Source organism: Cellulosimicrobium cellulans, assembly GCF_016907755.1.
GTDB lineage: Bacteria > Actinomycetota > Actinomycetes > Actinomycetales > Cellulomonadaceae > Cellulosimicrobium > Cellulosimicrobium cellulans_D.
This window is the reverse complement of record NZ_JAFBCN010000001.1, coordinates 139,311-159,634: the sequence shown is the minus strand read 5'-3', so window position 1 is coordinate 159,634 and position 20,324 is coordinate 139,311. Positions and strand designations below refer to the sequence as shown.

Here is a 20,324-nt window from a genome sequence, read left to right as displayed (position 1 = left end):
GGAGCGACGTCGTCGTCGCGGGTGATCCGGCGCGCACCGCCGGACGCGAGGGTCGAGTCATGAGCACACGAACCCCGCCCCCGTCCTCCGTCACCACGCCGTCCGGCCCGCGCACGGTCGACGTCGGTTCCCTCTCCGGTGCGCCGCCCGGTCCCGGGGCGCACGCGTCCCGCGGGCGGTGGATCGCCCCGACCGCCGCGGCGTGGTGGGTGGTCGGGGGCGTCGCGGCCCTCGTCGTCACCCTGACGGGCGGCACGCTCGCGGTCGGCGACGCGAACGACCTGTCGTTCGGCGCCCTGAGCGGGGTCGCGGGCGCGGCGCTCACGCCCTGGGTCGCGGTCCTCGCCCTCGTCGGCGCGGCGACCGCGCTGCGGGCGTGGCTCGGGGGTCGGCACGGCCCCGTCGCCCGGGCCGACCGTGCGCTGACCGTCGCGGCGACCGCGCTCGTCTCGGCCGGGGTGCTCGCGCTCACCGACGCGTCCATCCTGGCGCGGCTGGGGTACCTCCCGGTCACGCTCGTCATGGCGCCGTTCGACCCCGTGATCCGGGCCGCGTTCCAGGACTTCCTCGGCGCGGGCCCGCTCACGCAGCTCGCGCTCCTGGCCGGCGCCGCCCTGCTCGTCGCCTCGACGTGGCGGTTCGTGCGCCGCGGCGTCGGTGCGTGCGCGTCGTGCGGACGTCGGCACGACGGCCACGACCCGGCCTGGACGACGCCCGCCGCCGCGGCGCGCTGGGGCCGGACGGCCGCGCTCGTCGCCGCCGCGATCCCGACGTTCTACGCGGTGACCCGCATCGCCTGGGTCCTCGGCATCCCGCTCGGCTTCTCGGCGGAGAACGTCGCCCAGCTCGCGGGGCAGGACGGCCTGGTCGCGGCGCTCGGGCTGGGCGGCTTCGCGCTCGTCGGTGCGGTGCTCACGCTCGGACTGTTCCAGCGCTGGGGCGAGGTCTTCCCCCGCTGGATGGTCGGGCTCGCGGGCCGCAGGGTCCCGGTCGGGCTGGCGGTCGTCCCGGCGACGATCGTGGCGGTCGCGGTGCTCCCCGCGGGGCTCTCGCTCATCGTGATCGGGCTCGGCGAGAGCCGGCTGGCGCTGACCGCGGACTCGTGGGGCGCCGTCGGCCCGACGTTCCTGTGGCCGGTGTGGTCCCTCGCCCTCGGCGCGGCGACCTACGCCTACTGGCTCCGCCGCCGCGGCACCTGCCGCGCCTGTGGCCGCGGCTAGCGGCCGTCCGGCGCCCGACGCCGTTCCACCGCTCGCCGCCGACCACGACGCCGCTCCCCGTCGAGCACGACCTTGCTGTCGTTATCAGCCCGATAACGACAGCAACGTCGTGCTCGGCGGCTACTGGGGCTCTACCGGGCCGTCGTGGCCCGCTACCAGGTCGCCGCAGGTGGTCTCCTGGGCCGTCGTGACGACCGGGTCGTCCGCGGCGGCGTCCTGCGCCACCGTCTCCTCCTCGCCGTTCGTCGCCGTCTGCGCGCCCGCGTCGAGGTCGACGAAGGTGCGCGACACGGTGAAGGACGTGCCGTCGTCGGACACGGCGTTCAGGCCCGCGAGGTGCAGCTCCCCGTCGACCTCCGTGCAGCCGACGCCCGTGCCGAACCCGGTGAATCCCTTGTCGAACGTGTACTGCTCGCCCTGGGCGTTCTGCGTCGGGGTCACGGCGCAGTCGGCGGCGGAGAACAGCAGGACCTCGCGGCCCGTGTCGACGAGCGCGATCGGTGCCGTGGCGTCGCCCGCGGCGACGAGCTGGACGATCGCGCTCGCCGCGACGGGGCTCGCGGACTCGATCGGCGCGGAGAACGTCGCGCCCGACGCCGTCGTGATCCCGAACGCGCGGTCCGTACCGCCGGTCAGCCACGCGGTGTCCGGGCGGCCGTCGCCGTCCACGTCGACGATCTCGTGCGTGCCCGCGCCCGCGGGGACGCCGTCGCCCGCCGCGGGGCAGCCCTCGGCGGCGGGCGTCGACGTGTCGTCGGTCGGGGTGCCCGTGTCCGTCGGCGACGGGTTCGGTGACTCCGTCGCGGTCGGGGTCTCCGCCGCGGGCGCGTCCTCCGTCGGGCGGTTGACGAGCCACACGACAACACCGATCACCACCACCGCGACGATCGTGAGCACGATCCACGGCCAGGTCCGCCGCGGCCGCTCGGGTTCGGGGTCGGGAGTGGGGAAGGGCAGGTCGGGCGTCGTCATCCCCTCAGGCAATCACCCGCGACGACGCGTGGCACCCCGGCGCGCCGGGCGGCCCGGCGAGCGAGGACTCGTCGGCGCGTCCTAGCGGCGCAGAGCCCGGGCGAGGGCCCGGGTGAGTGCGTCGCCGTCGGGGCCGTGCGCCGTCGGGACGCCGCGCACCTCGCCGGACAGGCTGCCGGGCGCCGGCAGCGGCGAGCCGTGGGCGAGGACCTGCTGCGCGGGCGTGAGCTCGCGGATCGCGACGGCCGCGACGTGGTCGGGGTGCCGGCGCGCGGCGCGCGCGTAGATGTCCGGGTCGTGCTGGCCGTCGTCGCCCACGAGCAGCCAGTCGACGTCGGGCAGCTCGCGGAAGAGGCGGTCGAGCGACGTGTCCTTGTGCTCCGGCCCGCTGCGGAACCAGCCGGTGTTCGTCGGGCCCCAGTCCGTGAGCAGGAGCGGGCCGGGCGGGAACCCGTGGCGCTGGAGGAAGCGGCGCAGGTTCGCGGCGGTGTTCCACGCGCCCGTCGACAGGTAGACGAACGGCGTGCCGGGGCGCGTCGTCGCGATCCCGCGGTAGAGGGCGGCCATCCCGGGCACGGGCACGCGCGCGCTCGAGTGCCGCACGAACGTGTTCCAGGCCGCGATGAGGGGACGGGGGACCGCGGTCACCATCGCGGTGTCGTCGATGTCGGACACGACGCCGAGCCGGCGCCCGTCCGCGACGACGAGCACGCGACCCGTCGCGACCGCTCCCGACGACGGACGGAACGTCACGTCGTGCCAGCCGGGGGCGAGAGCGACGTCGATCGTCGCGTCGAGGTAGCCGCTGCGGTCGGAGACGAGGTCGACGGTCGCGTCGCCGACGTGCACGCGGACCTCCTCGCGCGGCGCGGGGGCGGTGAAGAAGTAGCGCCAGCCGCGCCGGTCGGCGGACTCGCGCTCGTGCAGCGCGGGGTCGAACGCGGGGCTCGCGAGGAGCACGCGCGCCAGCACGCGCACGCGCCGCGGGGTCCCGTACCCCGCGAACGGCTCGACGCGGGGGCGCCACCCGCGCGCCTTCTGGAACCGGGAGACGACGGCGCGCCACCGGTCCTCGATCCGGGCCGCCCGGTGGGGTCGCTGGGTCACGGCGTGCTCGGTCGGGGTCGAGGTCATGGGGGCGCGGCGGTCTCCGGTCGACGTCGGGGGCTGGTTCCCACTGTGTCACACCCCGGTGACGCCGCACCGTCGGGACGCGACCGCGTCCCGGTGCGCCGTGAGCGCCGTCTCGTCAGACCTTCGACTTGCGGTACCCGGCCGCGACCGCGGCAGCCTCCGTGGTGAAGCACTCCTCCGGGTTCGTGTCGGCGTAGGACCGCCCACCGGGGACGTGGTAGATCCACTCGCCGGAGGAGGAGTGGTTTCCCTTGATCGGAGCCCAGGACGGGCAGTTCCGGATGTCCACCGGGGGCGTCCGCTGCGGGTAGACGACGGTCGCCGTGGAGGAGGACGTGGCCGACGCGGACACGTACCCGGACCTCGCACCCGTGACACGCACCGAGATGCGCTTGCCGTGCTGTCCTGCGGTCACGGCCAGCGTGGATGCGGTCGCTCCGGAGATCGTGGCGCCGTTCGCGAGCCACTGGTAGGAGAACGACGTCCCGGCGGTCCACGTGCCCGGCCGCGCGGTCAGCGTGGACCCCACGACGGCCGAGCCCGCGATGGTAGGCGCCGACGAGGACATGCATCCGAGGTTCGCCGCCGCGGCGTCGCTGACCGCACCGGCACCGCCCATCACGACCCGCTTCGACGCGCCGAGCGAGGCGACGGCGTTGCGCGTCGCCTCGGGAGTGCATGCACGCGAGGTGACGTACAGCGGGGCGGCGAGACGGCCCGCGAGGGCGGCCCCGGCGAGCGCGTCGGGAAAGTCGGTGCCGGTCGCGAGGAACACCGTGGTCGTCGACCCGGGCGGGAAGTACGCCTGGTTGACGAGCGCCGCGGTGTCGTACCGAGACGCTCCGCCGTAGCGGGAGACGGCCATCCCGTCGGCGCGGAGCTGGTCCGCGATGCCCGTGCTGACGGCACCGGAACCTCCGGCGATCGCGACACTCGTCACGCCGAGCCGGTGCAGCGTGCTGAGCGTCGCGGGACTGACGCGGGGCTGGAGACCGTCGACCAGGATCACCGGGACCTGGCGCGCTCCGGCTGCTCCGGTCGCGGCGAGCGCGTCCGGGAAGGACCGTCCGGTCGCGATGATCGCGTGCGCCGAGGTCGGGAACGTCGCGTCGACGATGCCCAGGCCGGTCTCGTAGCGAGACGCCCCGCCCAGCCGAGTGGCCGGGGCGATACTGCGGAGCGTCGAGAGCACCGCGTCGCTCACCGCACCACGACCACCGACGACGTAGATCTTCTTCGGTGCGAGCCGCACGATCTCGGTCTGTACCGCCGCGGGGAGCGAGCCAGGCGGCGTCAGCAGGAGGGGGCCGCCGACCCGGGCGGCCGCCGACGCGGCGGACAGGGCGTCGGGGAAGTCCGACCCGGTCGCCACGAACACCGCCGGCACCCCGGCCGCGTATCGCTTCGACGCCTGGAGCGCGGTCTCGTACCGTGTCGAACCGGACAGACGGGTCGTCCCGTCGGCGAAGGGGGCGATCACGGTCTGCCCCGGATCCACCGGGGGCTCCGGGACCGCTCTGATCATCGTGGCGGGGAGCGTCACCACCTGCGCTCCGCAGCCTCCGGACAGGGCGGACGTGAGCGCGTCCATCTCCCGCTGGTCCACGGCGAGCGACCACCGGTACTTCACCAGGGCCCACGCGGTGACGTACTCGCAGCGGTTCCCGACGTCGGTGGGCTGCCACTCAGCCGGGTCGTTGTCCGACTTCGCCTGGTTCGACGCACCCGAGACGGCTGCGAGCGCGTACGGGACGTCGAGGTCGTTCGCAAAGGCCTGCCTCTGCTCGTCCGTCCACGCGGAAGCGCCGGATCGCCAGGCCTCGGCGAGCGCGACGACATGGTCGACCTGCAGGTCCTCGATGCTGGTCGTCGTGACACCGTCGTAGACCGACACCCACGAGCCGCCGGTCAGCGTGCACGAGCCGGAGACGGTCGGTGGGGTCACGGCCTCGGCGACGAGCACTTCGTAGCGAGTGTTGCAGCCGTCCCCGTCGGCATCGATCCAGTGCTCGAACCGGTCTCGGTCGTACGACGGGGAGGTCGTCTCGGTGGCGACCGTGAGCAGACCAGGCAGGTCTGCGGCCGCGATGGTCGAGGCGACGACAGGCTGGACTCCGACGAACGTCGACGTGACGAGCGAGAGCGCGGCGACGAGGCCGACGCGCGCAGGGGTACGCATGGTGTGCACTTCTTTCCAGGACCCCCGCCGCTGTTGCTCGGAACTCTACCGGGACCGCTGGACGAGGCTCTCAGTGCGAGCGGGTGAACTCGTCGACCCGTACTCGGCGCGGGCACGGGTCCCTGGGACGGTGCACGGGGCTCTGGTCGAACGCGCGAGGGCCCGACGGGGACGACCGATGAGTTCCGGGCCAGCGGGCGGTCGACCCCGACGTCCGACGAGCCTCGACAGGAGCACCCATGACCGAGACGCCCGCCCCGACCGTCGACCACGGCGACCTGCTCGCCGCCTACAGCACGCCGGAGGCGCCACGGGTGCCGTGGTCCGCCGTCCGGGAGGCGCTCGAGCGCGCGGGGGTGTCGTGGGTGTCGACGGTCCGGCCCGACGGGCGGCCCCACGTCACGCCGCTGCTCACCGTGACGGCCGACGGGGCGCTGTTCTTCTGCACGGGCCCCGACGAGCGCAAGGCGCGCAACCTCGCGGCGAACCCGCACGTCGTCCTCACGACCGGGGCCAACCGGTACGAGGAGGGCATGGACGTCGTGGTGGAGGGCGACGCGGTGCGCGTCACCGACGACGCGATCCTGCACCGCCTCGCGGAGCGGTGGCGCTGCAAGTACGACTGGCACTTCGAGGTGCGCGACGGCGCGTTCTGGGACACGCCGGGCGGCGGCGGGGAGGCGTACGTGTTCGCCGTGCGGCCGGACGTCGTCTTCGCGTACGCGCGCGGCGCCGAGCACACGGCGATGCGGTGGCGGTTCGGTGCCGACGCGCCGTCGACCGGACTGGGCGCGGCGCGCGCGCCGCAGCCCGCCTCGTGAGGCGGGCTGCGGCGTCAGGCGTGGTGCGGAGGGGCGTCAGTTGCGCGTGATGGTGAAGGTCGACGTCGTGTTCTCGATGTCCCGGAAGTTGCCCGAGAACGTGAGGTTGGTGAACGTCGCCGTGCCGACCGCCGGGCCCTGTCCGGCCTCCGGCATCGGGTTGGCCCAGATGCCGTAGCCGGACTTGGCGTCGTACTGGTCGCCGCTCTTCTTCGCCCCCGTGATGGTGACGTTGGTGAAGGTCGGGTTCTGGAACGTGTTCTGCGGCTGCCCGCCGACGTAGTTCGTCTGGAACATGATCCCGGAGTACGTCGGGTCGATGACGTCGAGGTTGTTCACCTGGATGTTCCCGAACGACTTGGACGCCGAGAACATCCACACGGCCCCGAACACCTGGTCGCCCCAGAAGTGCCCGCCGGAGCGCACGACGGTGAGCCCGTCGAACACGGTGGGCGCCGGGCCGAAGCCCTCCATCGGGTAGCCGAAGTCGAGCGAGCTGATCGTGACGCCCGAGTAGACCAGGGTGTCCGCGATGTAGATGTTGCGGAACGTGTTGTCCTGGCCGCCGTAGACCGCGAGGCCCGCCGCGCGCCACGTGTTGGTCGACGTGAGGTTCTCGAACACGTTGCCGCGCTGCCCGCTGCCGCCGTTGTCGGTGGCCGCGAAGAGCGCGAACGAGTCGTCGCCCGTGCCGCGCGCCTGGTTGTTGTGCACGTGGTTGTTCGCGCTGCCGTTGGTCATGTTGATCGCGTCCGCGAACGTGTTGCGGATGCGCGAGTTCGTGACCTCCGAGTCGTCCATGTTGGACGCCCAGAACATGCAGATCATGTGCTCGACCCAGATGTTGTCGATCGTCATGTTCTTCACGTTGGCGAAGTCGAAGACCTTGCCCGGGCCGTCGATGCGCGAGGTGTAGTTCCCGAAGTACGCGAAGTCGCGGAACGTCGAGCCGTTCGCGCTCGCCTCGGCACGGAAGCCGACGTCGGTGTTCTCCTGGCCCTGCGGCGCGAAGAACCGCGTGAACCACGGCCCGGCGCCGACGACGTCGACCCCCTTGCCGTACACCTGGAACTTGCTCGACGTCTGGTAGTCGCCGGCGGGCAGGTAGACGCCCTTGAGCGTGCCCGTGGCGTCCATGCGGACCTTGTCGAGCGCCGCCTGGACGTCCTGGTGCGTGAAGCCCGCGGGCTGCGTGTACTGCGCGGGGTTCGGGTTCGCCTGCGGCGTCGCGAGCTCGAGGTCGACGAAGTCGATCGCGTACTGGCTCGTGTTGCTCGCCGTCTTCTGGAGGCGGATCTTCGAGCCCGCCGGGACGGTCGTGCCGAGCAGCGTGCTCGCCTCGTCGTAGACGTGCCGCGGCGCGCCCTGGCCCGGCTGGTTGCCCGGGTTGGTCTCGTTGCCGTACAGCCACGCGTAGCGCGAGGTGAGGTCGATGTTCTTGAGGAACTGGCCGTCGACGTAGATCGCGAGAGTCGCGTTCGTCCCGCCGCCGCCCGCCGAGTCGGGGATCGAGAAGCGGGTCAGCAGGGTGTTCGTCGGGGCCTTGGTGGTCCACTCGACGTACGCGCCGGTCTGGTTGAGCGTCACCGCGCGCCGGCCCGAGGCCTCGCCCGCGAGGTCGCCGACGACGCGGTTGGGCGCCAGCACGGTCGCGCCGCCGCCCGTGACGCCGTCCTCCGCCTCGTACGTGTCGAACGGCAGGTTGGCGCCGCGCCCGACGAAGAGCGGTCGGGTCGCGGTGTTGTTGGCCTGCTTCGCGGCGACCTCGGTGGAGTCCGGCGCGGCGACGACCTTCACGTCGTAGTTGCCGTTCGCGGCGGTCCACGTGCCGAGGTTGACGCTCGCGCTGCTCGCGCCCGCGGCGATCGCGCCGCTCGCGGACCCCGTGAGGGTGCGCACGACGGCGCCGGTCGCCTTGTTCGTCACGGTCACGGTGAGGCCGTGCGCGGCCGCGGAGGTCGCGACGTTGCCCTGGTTGGCGATCGTCGCGGAGAACGTCACCGTGCTGCCCGCGGCGGGGTTGCTCGGCGACCACGTGAGGGTCGGGACGAGGTCGGAGCTCGGGACGGCGGTGACGACGAGCGGGGTCGGGTTCGCGTACCCGTTGTTGCCCTCGTTCTGCTCCGCGACCGTGCCGCCCGCGTCGGCGACCGCGCCGATCGCGTAGCTCGCGGCGGGACGGGCGCCGACGTCGGCCGTGACGGTCGCCTGGGCGCCCGCCGCGAGGCCGCCGACCGGCTTCGTCGCGACCGTCTGGCCGTCGAGCGTGAACGCGACGTCGGTCGCGGCCGACGCCTGCGTGCCGATGTTCTTGACGACCGCCGACAGCGTGATCGCCTGCGACTCCAGCGGCGACGCGGGGGTCGCCGTGACGCTCGTGACGACGAGGTCCGGGTTGGGCGCGGCGGTGCCGAACACCTGGAGCTCGGCGACCTGGCCGTTGCCGGAGCCGGTGTTGCCGGTGAACCGCAGGCGCACGTCCTTGGCCGTCCCGGTGACGGGGACCGTCACCGTGTTCCCCGACGTCGGGGAGAACGGGTAGCCCGCCGACGGCTTGAGCGTCTGCCACGCGCCGGTCGCGGTCGCGCGACCCTGGACCTCGAAGGTCTGGGTGCGCGGGCCCCACGCGGACGCCGGCGGAAGCTTGACGACGACGTTCGTGAGCTGCGTCGCGGAGTCCAGGGACACGGTGAGCGTGCTTGGGTACTGGCCGCCCGCGCCCTCCCAGTAGGTCGAGGTGCTGTCGTCGTTCGCGTTCTTCGCGACGAACTGCCACTCCGTCGACGACCCCTCGATCGGCTTGTTCAGCGCGAGGTTGGTGCCGGTCGGGGGCTCCGGGTCGCCCGGGTCGCCGGGGCCGCCCGGGTCGGTGCTGCCGGCCGTGCCGCGCACCTCCAGCTCGGAGAGCTGGCCCGCGGGCCAGCCCGTGTTCGCGGTGATCTGGACGCGCACGTAGCGGGCGGACGTGTCCGGCACGTCGACCGTCACGGTGTTCCCCGACGCGGGGTTGAACGCGTACGCCTGTGACGCCTTGATCGTGGAGAAGCTCGAGCCGTCCGTGCTGGACTGCACGCTGAGGGTCTGGTTGCGCGTCTCCCAGCCCGTCGGGAGCTTGAGCACGAGGTCCTCGACCGTGGCGGCCGCGCCGAGGTCGACCTGCGCCCACTGCGGGAACGTGTTGTTGGTCGACTCCCAGTAGGTGCCCTGGTTGCCGTCGGTGAGGTTGCCGGACAGGTACGGCGAGTTGTTGCTGCTCGCGGCCGTCGGCTTCCCGGCGGACAGCACGGTGGGCGCCGCCGTCGCGGTGGTCGTCAGGCCGAGCGGGACGAGCAGGGCCGTCGCCGCCGCGGTCGCGGCGAGCAGGCGGAGCCGGCGCTGCGGCGCCCCGGCGGGTGTGCGGTTCGACGTGCTGGGTCGATGTCTCATCGATGTCCTCGATCTCCCGTCGTCGTCGACGGGCGTCAGGCCGCGCCGAGCGCGACCCCGCACCGGACCGGACGCCCGGGTCGGAGGACGGGCCACGGCGCACGTCCGGCGGGGCCGGCTGGCTCGGGTCGGTACCTTCGAGAATTGCGGTCCCGCTGTGCCGCACCGCACAACGGAGTGTTGATTTCTTGCATCAACACGCAAGAACGCTACTGCCGGGTGAAGGAGGCGTCAAGAGATGTCGCAAGCACCCGATGCGCCCGGTTCGTCGCGGGAGAACCGGGGTCGATCCCGGTCGCGTGAGGGAAGAGCCCGGTCAGTGCCGGGGGTCGCGGATCGCAGCGGTGAAGAGCTGCCAGCCGGTGTCGGCGTGGGAGACCGCGAAGAGATAGGGGCGGTCGACGCGGAAGCTGAGCGGAGCGACCTCTGCCTCCGACGACATCGCCTGCGCGCCGAGCTCCGTCACGGCCGCCGCGACGGTGCCCTCGGCGTCGACCTGGAGCATCGCCTGCTGCTTCGCCTGCGACACGAACAGGTCCTCGTCGCTGATGCCGCCGAGGTCCGGTGGGTCGACGGGGTCGAACAACCCGCCCAGCCCGGCGGCGGCGAGCGCGGGGCGCAGGTCCGTCGCGCGCTCGACCGGGACGTCGAGGGTCGGCATCGTCAGCGCCACCCGCTGCGGCGTCGCGGCGTCGAGCGCCTCGCGCAGCGCGGTCGCACGTGCCGGCGTGATCGCCGCGGGGTCGGTTCCCTCCGGAGGCAGGACGACGTCCGCGTGGAACCCGTCGACGTAGGGGAGGCGCACGCCGCGCCAGCCGTCGTGCTCGGCGTACGCCCACGACTCGGTGAGCGACAGCGACTCGACGTCCACCTGCTCGGCGGTCGAGAGCCGGAACGGTGACGGCCGGGTCTCGCCCTCGTCGAACGGCGCCTCCCACCGCGCCGCGAAGAGCACGGCGTTCTGGAGCACGAGGCGGAGGTCGACGTCCGGTTCGATCGCGCTCTTCTCGATGAGCCCGCCCGTGTGGAACCGGACCCAGTCGCTCAGCGGGGCGATGCCCGACGCCGCCCCGAGGTCCGTGCGCAGGACCCCGGCGCCGTAGCCGGTCGCGAGCGCCTCGAGGTACGTGTCGTGGACCTGTGCCTGGTCGTCGAGGACGACCTGGTTCGCGACGTGCACGAGCGGGGTCTTCGGGAGCTCGTCCTTCTGCACGAGAGCGGGGTCGCCGTCGTAGACCTGCAGCGCTGCGAGCAGGGCGTTGACGGCGTCGGTCCGGCCCTGGCCGGTCGCGCCGAGCGCGGCGTCGAGGGACGCAGCGGTCTCGCCCCGCGCGCCCTCCGCGAGCATCGAGAGAGCGACGACGGCGCTCGCCGGCGACACGACGACGTTGCCCTCGCGCGGGGCCGCGTCGAGCATCGTCAGGCCGAGCCGATCGGTCGCCTCGACGACGGAGGTCGTCGCGGGCGCGTCGGAGACCGAGACGACGTGACGTGCCGCATCGGCGGTCGCGAGGGGCAGGTCGGGCCCGGCCGGGACACCGCTCGCGCACGCGGCGACCAGCCCGACGACGGCTGCCGCCGCTGCGACACCGGCACCGGTCCGGGCCATGCTCGTCCGGGGAGCCATGGTGCTGTCGCCGTCCTCTCGTCAGTGGCGGGGGTCGCGGACCGCAGCGGTGAACAGCGGCCAGCCCGTGTCCGTGTGCGACACGGAGAACACGTACGGCCGGTCGACGCGCAGCTCGACGACGTCCTCGATCATGGGCGCGGACTCGACGCCGGCGACGACCTCCGTCACCGCCGCCGCCACGGTGCCCTCCTCGTCCACGCGCAGCACCGCCTGCTGCCACGCCTGCGTCACCTTCAGGCCGTCCTCGTCGCTGATGCCGGTCAGGTCGGGCGTTTCCAGCAGGTCGCCGAGCCCGGCCGCGACGAGCGCGGGCGTCAGGTCGAGCGGTGCGTCGGCGTCGATGTCGAGCGTCGGGAGCGTGAGCGCGACGCTGCGGGGCGAGGCGGCGTCGAGCGCCGTGCGCAGGGCAGCGCTCGTCTCCGGCGCGAGCGTCGCCGGGTCGACGCCGTCCGGCGGGAGCACGACGTCGGCGTGGAAGCCCTCGGTGTACGGGAGCCGGACGGCCTGCCACCCGTCCACCTCGGCGTACGACCAGTCGTGCTTCTGGTGCATCGCCTCGGCGTCGACGTCGGTCCCGTCCGCCAGGACGAACGGGCTCGGGCGGGTCGCCTGCTCCTCGAACGGCGACGACCAGCGCGCCGCGAGCAGCGCGGCGTTCTGGAGCGCGAGGCGGGAGTCGGTGTCGGGCTCGACTGCGGACTCCTCGATCAGCCCGCCCGTGTGGTGCCGGACCCACCGGTCCAGCGGCTCGAGGCCTGCCTTCGAGCCGAGGTCGGTCTCGAGCACCCCCGCGTCGTACCCGGCGGCGAGCGCCTCGAGGTACGTGTCGTGGACCTGTGCCTGGTCGTCGAGGACGACCTGGTTCGCGACGTGCACGAGCGGGGTCTTCGGGAGCTCGTCCTTCTGCACGAGGGCGGGGTCGCCGTCGTAGTCCTGCAGCGCTGCGAGCAGGGCGTTGACGGCGTCGGTCCGGTCCTGGCCGCTCGCGCCGAGCGCGGCGTCGAGGGACGCGGCGGTCTCGCCGCGCGCGCCCTCCGCGAGCATGGACAGGGCGACGACGGCGCTCGCCGGCGACACGACGACGTTGCCCTCGCGCGGGGCCGCGTCGAGCATCGTCAGGCCGAGCTCCTCGGTCGCGCCGACCACGTCGGGCGTGGCGTCCGCGTCGGCGACGGTCACGACCCGGCGCTCCACGTCCGCGGTCGTGACCGCGGGCGGCTCGCTCGACGTCGTCGCGCACGCTCCGAGCACCAGCGTCGCGAAGGTCGCGACCCCGATCAGAGCGGTCTCGCGCCGCCTGCCGGGCCGATGTCGCGTCCAGGTCGTCAATGCCGCCCCCTCGTGGAACTGCCGTGGCGTACCCGCCACGCTCACGACCTGACTATGTCGTACCGCGGGCCGGGCTTGCGCACCGGTAGGGTCCGCGCATGGGACTCGGGCCGGTCTACCCTTTGCTGATGCTGCTCTACGTCGCCGTGGTCGCGACGGTCGCCGTGCTGGTGATCTGGGCGCTGATCCTCACGATCCGGCTGCTGCGCAGCGTGCTCGCGGAGCGCGAGGCGCGCGCCCAGGGCGGCTGGACGCCGCCGCCGGCGTAGTCGCGCCCGTCAGTCCCCGGCGGGCCCGAAGCGCTCGGTCTTGACACGCGCCGGGTCGTGGCCGAGCGAGACGAGCTGGCGGGCGACCGCCTCGACGAACCCCGTCGGCCCGCACACGAAGCACGCGGGCTCGATCTCGGCGGGCCAGCCCCACGCCGCGAGGTCGCGTCGTTCGAGGCGGCCGGGTCCACGCATCGCGCCGAGCGGGGCCGAGCGGGTGAACACGACCTGGGTGTCGAGCCCGTCGTGCGCGGCGGCGAGCCGGTCGAGGTCCGCGACGTACAGCCGGTCCTCGGGGCGGCGGACGGAGTAGACGAGCCGGAACGGCGTCCGGTCGCCCGCGTCGCGGCGCGTGCGGAGCATCGCCATGAGGGGCACGAGCCCCGACCCGCCGGCCGCGAGCAGGACCGGTGTCCCGGCGTCGTGCTCCGGCGACCAGACGAACCAGCCGCCGACCGGCCCGCGCAGCTCGATCGCGTCCCCCACCGCGAAGCCGTCGGTGAGGTACGTGGAGACCTCCCCGCCGGGGACGCGCTGCACGGTGACCTCGACGCGCGCGGGGGAGCCGTCGTCGGGCACGCTCGCGCGCGTCGCCGCGCTGCCGATCGAGTAGCTGCGCTCGGCGGTGTAGCCGTCCGGCGCGGTGAGGCGCAGGTCCACGTGCTGACCTGCCAGGTGTCCGGGCCAGGCGGGGACCTCGAGGACGAGCGTCCGCGCGGACGGGCTCTCCTCCCACGCGTCGACGAGCGTCGCGACCTGCCAGCGCGACGGCGTCGCGTACCGGGCGCCGAGGCGGACCGGCGCCTCGGTCATCGTGAAACCTCAATCACCTTGGTACCTCTGCTCGCGCCACGGGTCGCCGAGGTCGTGGTAGCCCAGGCGCTCCCAGAAGCCCTGGCGGTCCATGGGCATGAGCGTGATGCTGTTGACCCACTTGGCCGACTTCCAGAAGTACAGGTGCGGCACGAGCAGCCGCGCCGGACCGCCGTGCACGGGGTGCAGCGGGGCGCCGTCGAACGTGTGCACGACCCACGCCTTGCCGCCCAGCAGCTCCGCGACCGGGAGGTTGGTCGTGTACCCGCCGTAGCAGCCGATCATCGCGAAGTCGGCGGTCGACTCGACGTCGGCGAGGAGCGTGTCGAGCGAGACGCCGCGCCACGACGTCCCGAACTTGGACCACCGGGTGACGCAGTGGATGTCGACGGTCGGCTCGTCCTGGGGGAGCGCCATGAGGTCCGACCACGACCACGCGTGCGTCGTGCCCGTCTCCGTCGTGACGTCGAGCCGCCAGGTCGCGGTGTCGACGCGCGGTGTGGGCCCCGCCGAGAGCACGGGAAACCCGGTCTCGACGTACTGGCCCGGCGGGAGCGCCACGCCCTGCGGGCGCGGCCGGCCGTGGAAGCCGGGGGTGAGGGTGCTCATGGCACACGGTAGGCGCGGTGCCCGACGGCGCGCCAGGGCTCAGGCGTCGGCGTCGCGCTCCGGAGGCGCCGCGACGAGTCGCACGACGCCGTCGCGCAGCCAGGCGCGGTACCGCTCGCCCGGCCAGCCGGCGCCCGCGACGAAGTGGGTCCAGCCTTCGGGCGCGAGGAGGTAGGACAGAGACTCGGCCGCCTCGTCCCGCGGCGCCCGGGGGCGGAACCCGTGCGAGGCGAGCACGTCGACGCTCGCACGCAGGTCTGCGCGGCGGCGTTCGAGGAGCGCGTCGAGCTCCGCGGCGACGGCGTCGTCGGAGCGCGCCGCCGAGGTGAAGGCGGACCACAGGCCGGCGACCCGCTCGTTCGCCGCCGCGACGAGCGCGACGAGGCCGTCGAGGAACTCCTCGGGGTCGGTGGTGCCGGCCACCGAGCGTCCCTCGGGCCGCTCGCCCAGGGACTCCTGGCCCTCCGACCCGGCGAACGTGAGCTCGAACGCGGCGAGCAGGAGAGCGCGCTTGGGTCCGTGCGCCTTCACCGTCTCGAGCGAGACGCCTGCGCGTGCGGCGACGCGCGCGAGCGTCGTGCGCTCGTAGCCGCGCTCGGTCAGCTCCTGCGCGGCGGCGCGCACGACCCGTTCGCGCGTGCGTGCGGCCTGCTCGGCGCGGAGGTCGGACGTGTAGACGCGAGGCACCACTATTGACTACCCCTTCAAGGTGATGAATACTCCTGACGGTTGTTCGATCTTCTCACACGCCGTCTCCCCTCCGGCGTCGCCCGCGCAGACGGCCCGGTCCTGCGCCTTCCCGTCCGACCGGCGCGCCCGCGCGCCGCCACGAGAGAGGCCCCACCGATGGCCACCGTCCTGCTCTGCTCCACCCCGGTGCACGCCCACGTCACCCCGCTGCTCGCCGTCACCCGGGCGCTCGTCGCCCGCGGCCACGACGTCAGGTTCCTCACCGGCGCCCGGTTCGCTGCCGCCGTCGAGGCCACCGGGGCCGAGCACGTCCCGCTCCCGGCAGCGGCCGACTTCGACGACCGCGACCTCGCCGCGGCGTTCCCCGGCCGCGCGGGGCGCACCGGGCTCGACGCGATCCGGCACGACATGCTGGAGATCTTCGTGGCGCCGGGCGCGGCGCAGCACCGAGCGGTGCTCGCGGCTCTCGCCGAGCGCCCGGCCGACGTCGTGCTCGTCGAGCCCCTGTTCCTCGGCGCGATGCCGCTCGTCTCGGTGCCCGCCGACCGCCGTCCTCCTGTGCTCGCGCTCGGGATCTTCCCGCTCGGGCTGACGAGCGACCACACCGCGCCGTTCGGCCTCGGGGTGCTGCCCGCGCGGGGCCCCCTCGGTGTCCTGCGCAACCGGGCGCTCCACGCCTTCGTCGAGCGGGTCGCGTTCGCAGCCCCGCAGCGCGCCGCGCAGGACATGGTCCGGGCCGCGGGCGGGGAGCCGAGCGGCACCTTCTTCCTCGGCTGGCCCGCCGACGCGGACGCCGTCGTGCAGCTCACCGTCCCCGAGCTCGAGTACCCGCGGCCCGACGTCGCGACCCCGGTCCGGTTCGTCGGCCCGCCGCGCCCGGCGCCGGGGAACGACGACCTCCCGGCGTGGTGGGGCGACCTCGACACCCGCCGGCCGGTCGTGCACGTCACGCAGGGGACCGTCGCGAACGAGGACCCGACCCAGCTCCTCGTCCCCACGCTGCGCGCGCTCGCGGCCGAGGACGTGCTGGTCGTCGCGGCGACCGGCGGCCGTCCGGTCGGAGCGCTCGGGCCGCTCCCGGCGAACGCGCGCGCGGCCGAGTACCTCCCGTACGACGCGCTGCTCCCGCGCACCTCGGTCCTCGTCACGAACGGCGGCTACGGCGGGGTGCACCACGCGCTGCGGCACGGCGTCCCCGTGGTCGTCGCGGGCAAGACCGAGGACAAGGCGGAGGTCGCCGCGCGCGTCGCGTGGACCGGTGCGGGCGTGCGGCTGCGGACGAGCACCCCGCGCCCCGGCCAGGTCCGGCGCGCGGTGCGGCAGCTGCTCGCCGACCCGTCGTACGCCCGCGCGAGCCGGCGCCTCGGCGAGCGCATCGCCGCCTCGCCAGGCGAGACCGGCGTGGTCGACGTCGTCGAGGAGGTCGTCGCGGCCCGCGAGGCGGCGCGCGCCGCCCGCTGACCCGGAGGCAGGATCGGGGGATGCCCAGCGACCTGCTCATGCGCATCCACGGTCCCGAGTTCCGCGCCATGTCCGAGAGGGTGCTGCGGGCCACCGAGCTCACCTCCCGGCTCAACGTCCTGCCGTTCGACGACGAGGACGGTCGGGCGCGGCTGTTCGAGCAGATCCTCGGCCGCCCCCTGCCGCCGCGCGTGACGATCTACCCGCCGTTCTTCACCGACCACGGGCTGCGCCTCGACCTGGGGGAGCGGGTCTTCGTCAACCAGAACTGCACGTTCCTCGACTACGCGGGCATCCGGCTGGCCGAGCGCGTCATGGTCGCGCCGCGGGTCACGTTCGTCACCGTCGGGCACCCGGTCGACACCGACGACCGCAAGGTCTGGCTGACGGGCGGCCCGATCGACGTGCACGAGAACGTGTGGATCGGCGCCGGCGCGACGATCCTGCCCGGCGTGACCATCGGTCGCGACGCGGTCGTCGCCGCCGGCGCGGTCGTGGCCGACGACGTCCCGGCGCGCAGCCTCGTCACGGGCACCAAGGCGGTCGTGCGGCGCACGTGGTGAGCGGTCGTCCTGGGTCGGAGGGCGACTCAGAGGTCGGCGACGTGCGGGACCGCCGGGGCGACGGCGCCGCGCACCCACGCGGCGAGGGGCGTCGTCGGCGGGCGCAGGATCACGGTGTCCACGCCGAGCCCGGCGAGCGGGCGGACGTCGTCGACGAACGCCCTGACGTCGCCGCGCAGCAGCGCCTCACCGCCGTGCAGCACCGTCACCCGGATCTGGGCGGGATCGCGCCCGACGTCGTCGCAGTGCCGGCGGAGCACGTCCAGCTTGTGCGCCACGTCCTCGGGCGACGTCGCGAAGAGGTTGCACGCGTCCGCGTACTGCGCGACGAGCCGCAGCGTCTTGCGCTCGCCCGACCCGCCCACCATGATCTCCGGCGTGCTCAGCGGGAGCGGCGAGCACAGCGTCTCCGCGAGCTGGTAGTGCACGCCCTCGTAGGGGCCGTTCGCCGCGGGGTCGTACATCTGCCGCGCGATCTGCAGCGTCTCCTCCAGCCGCTCGAACCGCTCCTTGAGCGGCGGGAACGGGACACCGAGCGCCGCGTGCTCGCGCTCGTACCAGGCCGCGCCGATCCCGAACGTCGCCCGGCCGCCCGAGAGCACGTCGAGCGTCGCGACGGTCTTGGCGAGCAGGCCCGGGTAGCGGTACGTCACGCCGGTGACCAGCGCGCCGAGTCGCACGGTCTCGGTGCGGCCCGCGAGGTAGCCGAGCGTCGTGTAGGCCTCGAGCATGGGGTCCGACGGCGGGAGGCCCGCGGGCTCCATCTGGAACCAGTGGTCCATCACGGAGATCCAGCCGAGGCCGGCCTCCTCCGCCGCGGCGGCCGTGTCCCCGAGCTCCCGGCGCAGGGCCGAGGGCTCGACGGAGTCGAATCGCATGAGGTGTGCACCGAGTCGCATGCCTCGCATCGTTCTCCTTCGAGCGCGCTCGAAGTCAACCCCGGCGGGCAGGTGCGGTGAGCACTCGACCCGCCGGTCGTGCCGGAGCCTGCGCTTGCTTCGCTGCGCTCCGGCTCAGCACTCGATGACGTTGACCGCGAGGCCGCCCGTCGAGGTCTCCTTGTACTTGGTCGACATGTCGACGCCGGTCTGGCGCATGGTCTCGATGACGGTGTCGAGCGAGACGACGTGCGAGCCGTCGCCCTGGAGGGCGAGGCGCGCCGCGGAGACGGCGGTGCACGCGGCGATGGCGTTGCGCTCGATGCACGGGACCTGGACGAGCCCGCCGACGGGGTCGCACGTGAGCCCGAGGTTGTGCTCCATCGCGATCTCGGCCGCGTTCTCCACCTGGGCCGGGGTGCCCCCGAGCACGGCGCAGATCGCCCCCGCGGCCATCGAGCACGCCGAGCCGACCTCCCCCTGGCAGCCCGCCTCCGCGCCGGAGATGGACGCGTTGCGCTTGTAGAGCGCGCCGATCGCCGCGGCGGTGAGGAGGTACGTGCGCATGGCCCGGCGCCGGCGCGCGGGGTCGGCGGCGACGTCCGGGTGGGTGCGCAGGAAGTGGCGCCCGACGGCAGGGATGATCCCGGCGGCGCCGTTCGTCGGCGCGGTCACGACGCGGCGCCCGTCCGCGTTCTCCTCGTTGACGGCCATGGCGAACGCCTGGAGCCACTCGATCGTCGTGTCGGCACCGCGCTCGTCCGCGAGCTCGAGGCGTTCGCGCTGCGCCCGCGCCCGACGGCGGACCTGGAGACGACCGGGCAGCACGCCGTCGCGCTCGAGCCCGGCGTCGACGCACGCGCTCATGGTGTCCCAGATCCGGTCGACGCCCGCCTCGACCTCGGCGGCGGGACGCAGGGCGGACTCGTTCGCCCACGCGACGGCCGCGACGGACGTGCGCTCGCGCTCGCACAGGGCGAGGAGCTCGGCCGCGTTGGCGAACGGGAACGGCACGCCCGACGGCTCGGTCCCGGGGTCGATCGCCTCGCCCGCGAGCTCGGCGCCGACCTGCGCCGCCTCGTTCGCGGCCGCGGACTCGAGCTCGGCGGCGGTGAGCACGAAGCCGCCGCCCACCGAGTAGTACGCCTCCTCGGCCAGCGGGGCGCCGCTCGCGTCGAGCGCGGTGAACCGCATGCCGTTGGGGTGGCCGGGCATGCGGGTCAGCGGCGCGAGGCGCACGTCGTCGCTCGTCATGGTGATGCGGTGGAGGCCCAGCAGAGCGACAGGCGCGCCGTCGCCCAGCTTCTCCCACGAGCCGGGGACCCGGGCTGGGTCGCACGTCTCGGGGTCGAGGCCGAGCAGCCCGGCGACGACGGCGTCCGGCGTGCCGTGGCCGACGCCGGTCGCTCCGAGCGACCCGCACAGGACGACCCGCAGGCCGACGACGTCACCCAGCGCGCCGCGGTCGTCCAGCATCGCGACGAACGCCCTCGCGGCCCGCATCGGCCCGACGGTGTGCGAGCTCGACGGGCCCACACCGACGGAGAAGAGGTCGAGGACCGACACGTACGCGCTCATGGGGACCATGGTCGCACCTCGTCCCACGATGCGGGCGGTTCTTGCTATAGCGACGGCGCCGGGGCGCTCGGTCGGCCCGGCGTGGCCAGGGCGACCGGGCAGGTCGCGAGGTGGTCGTCCACCAGGCCGCACGCCTGCATCGCGGCGTAGGCCGTCGTCGGCCCGACGAACCGGAAGCCCAGCTTCTTGAGCGACTTCGAGAGCGCCGTCGACTCGGGGGTGAGCCCCGGGACGTCGCCCCAGGTCGCGGGGCGCTCGCGGCGGGCCGGTGGTGCGAACGACCAGATCAGCTCGTCCAGCGTGCGCCCGCTCTCCTGGAGCGACAGCAGGGCGCGCGCGTTGTCGATCGTGGCGGTGATCTTCTGCCGGTTGCGGATGATGCGCGCGTCGCCGAGCAGGCGCTCGACGTCGGCCTCGCCGAACGCGGCGACGGCCTCCGGGTCGAACCCCGCGAACACCTCGCGGAAGGCAGGGCGCTTGCGCAGCACGGTGATCCAGGACAGGCCGGACTGGAACCCCTCCAGCGCCAGGCGCTCGAACAGCGCCGTGTCCCCGTGCACCGGGACCGCCCACTCGGAGTCGTGGTACTCCTCGTAGAGCGGGTCCCCGTCGCCGAAGCAGCGGGCGCCCGGTCGCGGGGCGGCAGGCGCGTCGTCGGGCACCGCGAGGGGCGTCGACGCGGTCGTGTCGGTCGTCATGCGTCCACTCTGCCCGGTCCCGCCGACACGGAGGCACCCTCCGGTGCCCCCTGT

17 protein-coding genes are annotated in these 20,324 nt (G+C 74.0%); 5 read left to right on the top strand and 12 right to left on the bottom strand.

The window, feature by feature from the left end; all coding sequences use genetic code 11:
• Positions 1-59 precede the first annotated feature (59 nt).
• Positions 60-1,220, top strand: a complete 1,161-nt coding sequence (locus JOE63_RS00685) for a hypothetical protein (RefSeq protein ID WP_204538305.1) — start codon at positions 60-62, stop codon at positions 1,218-1,220.
• 120 nt (positions 1,221-1,340) lie between these two features.
• On the opposite strand, the gene JOE63_RS00680 is transcribed toward JOE63_RS00685, so the two are convergent.
• From JOE63_RS00680 to JOE63_RS00670, 3 genes are all read right to left on the bottom strand, one after another.
• Complete coding sequence (locus JOE63_RS00680; protein WP_204538302.1) at positions 1,341-2,192, bottom strand: hypothetical protein; 852 nt, start codon at positions 2,190-2,192, stop codon at positions 1,341-1,343.
• Between the two features lie 81 nt (positions 2,193-2,273).
• Positions 2,274-3,299 carry an App1 family protein gene (locus tag JOE63_RS00675; RefSeq protein ID WP_244286308.1) on the bottom strand — a complete coding sequence of 342 codons (1,026 nt, stop codon included), beginning with the start codon at positions 3,297-3,299 and terminating at the stop codon, positions 2,274-2,276.
• 142 nt (positions 3,300-3,441) lie between these two features.
• Positions 3,442-5,505 carry a cell wall-binding repeat-containing protein gene (locus JOE63_RS00670; protein ID WP_157759509.1) on the bottom strand — a complete coding sequence of 688 codons (2,064 nt, stop codon included), beginning with the start codon at positions 5,503-5,505 and terminating at the stop codon, positions 3,442-3,444.
• A 239-nt stretch (positions 5,506-5,744) separates the two neighbouring features.
• Between JOE63_RS00670 and JOE63_RS00665 the strand changes: the two genes are divergently transcribed.
• On the top strand, positions 5,745-6,326 hold the full coding sequence (locus JOE63_RS00665; RefSeq protein WP_087470309.1) for a pyridoxamine 5'-phosphate oxidase family protein: 582 nt from the start codon (positions 5,745-5,747) through the stop codon (positions 6,324-6,326).
• Between the two features lie 36 nt (positions 6,327-6,362).
• On the opposite strand, the gene JOE63_RS00660 is transcribed toward JOE63_RS00665, so the two are convergent.
• The 3 genes from JOE63_RS00660 to JOE63_RS00650 all read right to left on the bottom strand — a co-directional run bounded on the left by JOE63_RS00660 (position 6,363) and on the right by JOE63_RS00650 (position 12,756).
• Positions 6,363-9,752 (bottom strand): discoidin domain-containing protein, encoded by a 3,390-nt coding sequence (locus tag JOE63_RS00660; protein WP_204538299.1) that lies wholly within the window; start codon positions 9,750-9,752, stop codon positions 6,363-6,365.
• Positions 9,753-10,068: 316 nt separating this feature from the next.
• Positions 10,069-11,379, bottom strand: coding sequence for a serpin family protein (locus tag JOE63_RS00655; protein WP_204538296.1), 1,311 nt, complete (start codon positions 11,377-11,379; stop codon positions 10,069-10,071).
• Between the two features lie 21 nt (positions 11,380-11,400).
• A complete protein-coding gene (locus JOE63_RS00650) occupies positions 11,401-12,756 on the bottom strand; it encodes a serpin family protein (RefSeq protein ID WP_204538293.1) in 1,356 nt (451 codons plus the stop codon).
• A gap of 83 nt (positions 12,757-12,839) precedes the next feature.
• On the opposite strand from JOE63_RS00650, the gene JOE63_RS00645 reads away from it, so the two are divergent.
• Positions 12,840-12,980 (top strand): hypothetical protein, encoded by a 141-nt coding sequence (locus tag JOE63_RS00645; RefSeq protein ID WP_157759508.1) that lies wholly within the window; start codon positions 12,840-12,842, stop codon positions 12,978-12,980.
• Between the two features lie 9 nt (positions 12,981-12,989).
• Here JOE63_RS00645 and JOE63_RS00640 read toward each other — a convergent pair whose 3' ends face one another.
• The 3 genes from JOE63_RS00640 to JOE63_RS21560 are packed head-to-tail and all read right to left on the bottom strand — an operon-like array spanning position 12,990 to position 15,089.
• Positions 12,990-13,793 (bottom strand): ferredoxin reductase, encoded by an 804-nt coding sequence (locus tag JOE63_RS00640; protein WP_087470306.1) that lies wholly within the window; start codon positions 13,791-13,793, stop codon positions 12,990-12,992.
• A 9-nt stretch (positions 13,794-13,802) separates the two neighbouring features.
• Positions 13,803-14,402, bottom strand: a complete 600-nt coding sequence (locus JOE63_RS00635; RefSeq protein WP_087470305.1) for a sulfite oxidase-like oxidoreductase — start codon at positions 14,400-14,402, stop codon at positions 13,803-13,805.
• A 39-nt stretch (positions 14,403-14,441) separates the two neighbouring features.
• Positions 14,442-15,089 (bottom strand): TetR/AcrR family transcriptional regulator, encoded by a 648-nt coding sequence (locus tag JOE63_RS21560; protein ID WP_307839877.1) that lies wholly within the window; start codon positions 15,087-15,089, stop codon positions 14,442-14,444.
• Positions 15,090-15,248: 159 nt separating this feature from the next.
• Between JOE63_RS21560 and JOE63_RS00625 the strand changes: the two genes are divergently transcribed.
• Both JOE63_RS00625 and JOE63_RS00620 read left to right on the top strand, forming a co-directional pair.
• Complete coding sequence (locus JOE63_RS00625) at positions 15,249-16,553, top strand: glycosyltransferase (protein ID WP_087470303.1); 1,305 nt, start codon at positions 15,249-15,251, stop codon at positions 16,551-16,553.
• Positions 16,554-16,573: 20 nt separating this feature from the next.
• Positions 16,574-17,116 (top strand): DapH/DapD/GlmU-related protein, encoded by a 543-nt coding sequence (locus JOE63_RS00620; protein WP_087470302.1) that lies wholly within the window; start codon positions 16,574-16,576, stop codon positions 17,114-17,116.
• 26 nt (positions 17,117-17,142) lie between these two features.
• On the opposite strand, the gene JOE63_RS00615 is transcribed toward JOE63_RS00620, so the two are convergent.
• The 3 genes from JOE63_RS00615 to JOE63_RS00605 all read right to left on the bottom strand — a co-directional run bounded on the left by JOE63_RS00615 (position 17,143) and on the right by JOE63_RS00605 (position 20,270).
• Entirely contained in the window at positions 17,143-18,015 is an 873-nt protein-coding gene (locus JOE63_RS00615) for an LLM class F420-dependent oxidoreductase (RefSeq protein ID WP_204538290.1), read from the bottom strand.
• Between the two features lie 114 nt (positions 18,016-18,129).
• The gene (locus tag JOE63_RS00610) at positions 18,130-19,572 is read right to left on the bottom strand and encodes an L-serine ammonia-lyase (RefSeq protein WP_204538287.1); all 1,443 of its coding nucleotides are present in this window, start codon (positions 19,570-19,572) and stop codon (positions 18,130-18,132) included.
• Between the two features lie 44 nt (positions 19,573-19,616).
• The gene (locus JOE63_RS00605) at positions 19,617-20,270 is read right to left on the bottom strand and encodes a DNA-3-methyladenine glycosylase I (protein WP_087470300.1); all 654 of its coding nucleotides are present in this window, start codon (positions 20,268-20,270) and stop codon (positions 19,617-19,619) included.
• Positions 20,271-20,324 lie beyond the last annotated feature (54 nt).

Excerpts from the sequence above, each read along its gene's own strand:
- JOE63_RS00620 (WP_087470302.1), top strand. The coding sequence starts at position 16,574 with ATGCCCAGCGACCTGCTCATGCGCATCCACGGTCCCGAGTTCCGCGCC.
- JOE63_RS00655 (WP_204538296.1), bottom strand. The coding sequence starts at position 11,379 with ATGGCTCCCCGGACGAGCATGGCCCGGACCGGTGCCGGTGTCGCAGCG.
- JOE63_RS00625 (WP_087470303.1), top strand. The coding sequence starts at position 15,249 with ATGGCCACCGTCCTGCTCTGCTCCACCCCGGTGCACGCCCACGTCACC.
- JOE63_RS00645 (WP_157759508.1), top strand. The coding sequence starts at position 12,840 with ATGCTGCTCTACGTCGCCGTGGTCGCGACGGTCGCCGTGCTGGTGATC.
- JOE63_RS00610 (WP_204538287.1), bottom strand. The coding sequence starts at position 19,572 with ATGAGCGCGTACGTGTCGGTCCTCGACCTCTTCTCCGTCGGTGTGGGC.
- JOE63_RS00670 (WP_157759509.1), bottom strand. The coding sequence starts at position 5,505 with ATGCGTACCCCTGCGCGCGTCGGCCTCGTCGCCGCGCTCTCGCTCGTC.
- JOE63_RS00680 (WP_204538302.1), bottom strand. The coding sequence starts at position 2,192 with ATGACGACGCCCGACCTGCCCTTCCCCACTCCCGACCCCGAACCCGAG.
- JOE63_RS00685 (WP_204538305.1), top strand. The coding sequence starts at position 60 with ATGAGCACACGAACCCCGCCCCCGTCCTCCGTCACCACGCCGTCCGGC.
- JOE63_RS00635 (WP_087470305.1), bottom strand. The coding sequence starts at position 14,402 with ATGAGCACCCTCACCCCCGGCTTCCACGGCCGGCCGCGCCCGCAGGGC.
- JOE63_RS00605 (WP_087470300.1), bottom strand. The coding sequence starts at position 20,270 with ATGACGACCGACACGACCGCGTCGACGCCCCTCGCGGTGCCCGACGAC.
- JOE63_RS00640 (WP_087470306.1), bottom strand. The coding sequence starts at position 13,793 with ATGACCGAGGCGCCGGTCCGCCTCGGCGCCCGGTACGCGACGCCGTCG.
- JOE63_RS00660 (WP_204538299.1), bottom strand. The coding sequence starts at position 9,752 with ATGAGACATCGACCCAGCACGTCGAACCGCACACCCGCCGGGGCGCCG.
- JOE63_RS00615 (WP_204538290.1), bottom strand. The coding sequence starts at position 18,015 with ATGCGACTCGGTGCACACCTCATGCGATTCGACTCCGTCGAGCCCTCG.
- JOE63_RS00665 (WP_087470309.1), top strand. The coding sequence starts at position 5,745 with ATGACCGAGACGCCCGCCCCGACCGTCGACCACGGCGACCTGCTCGCC.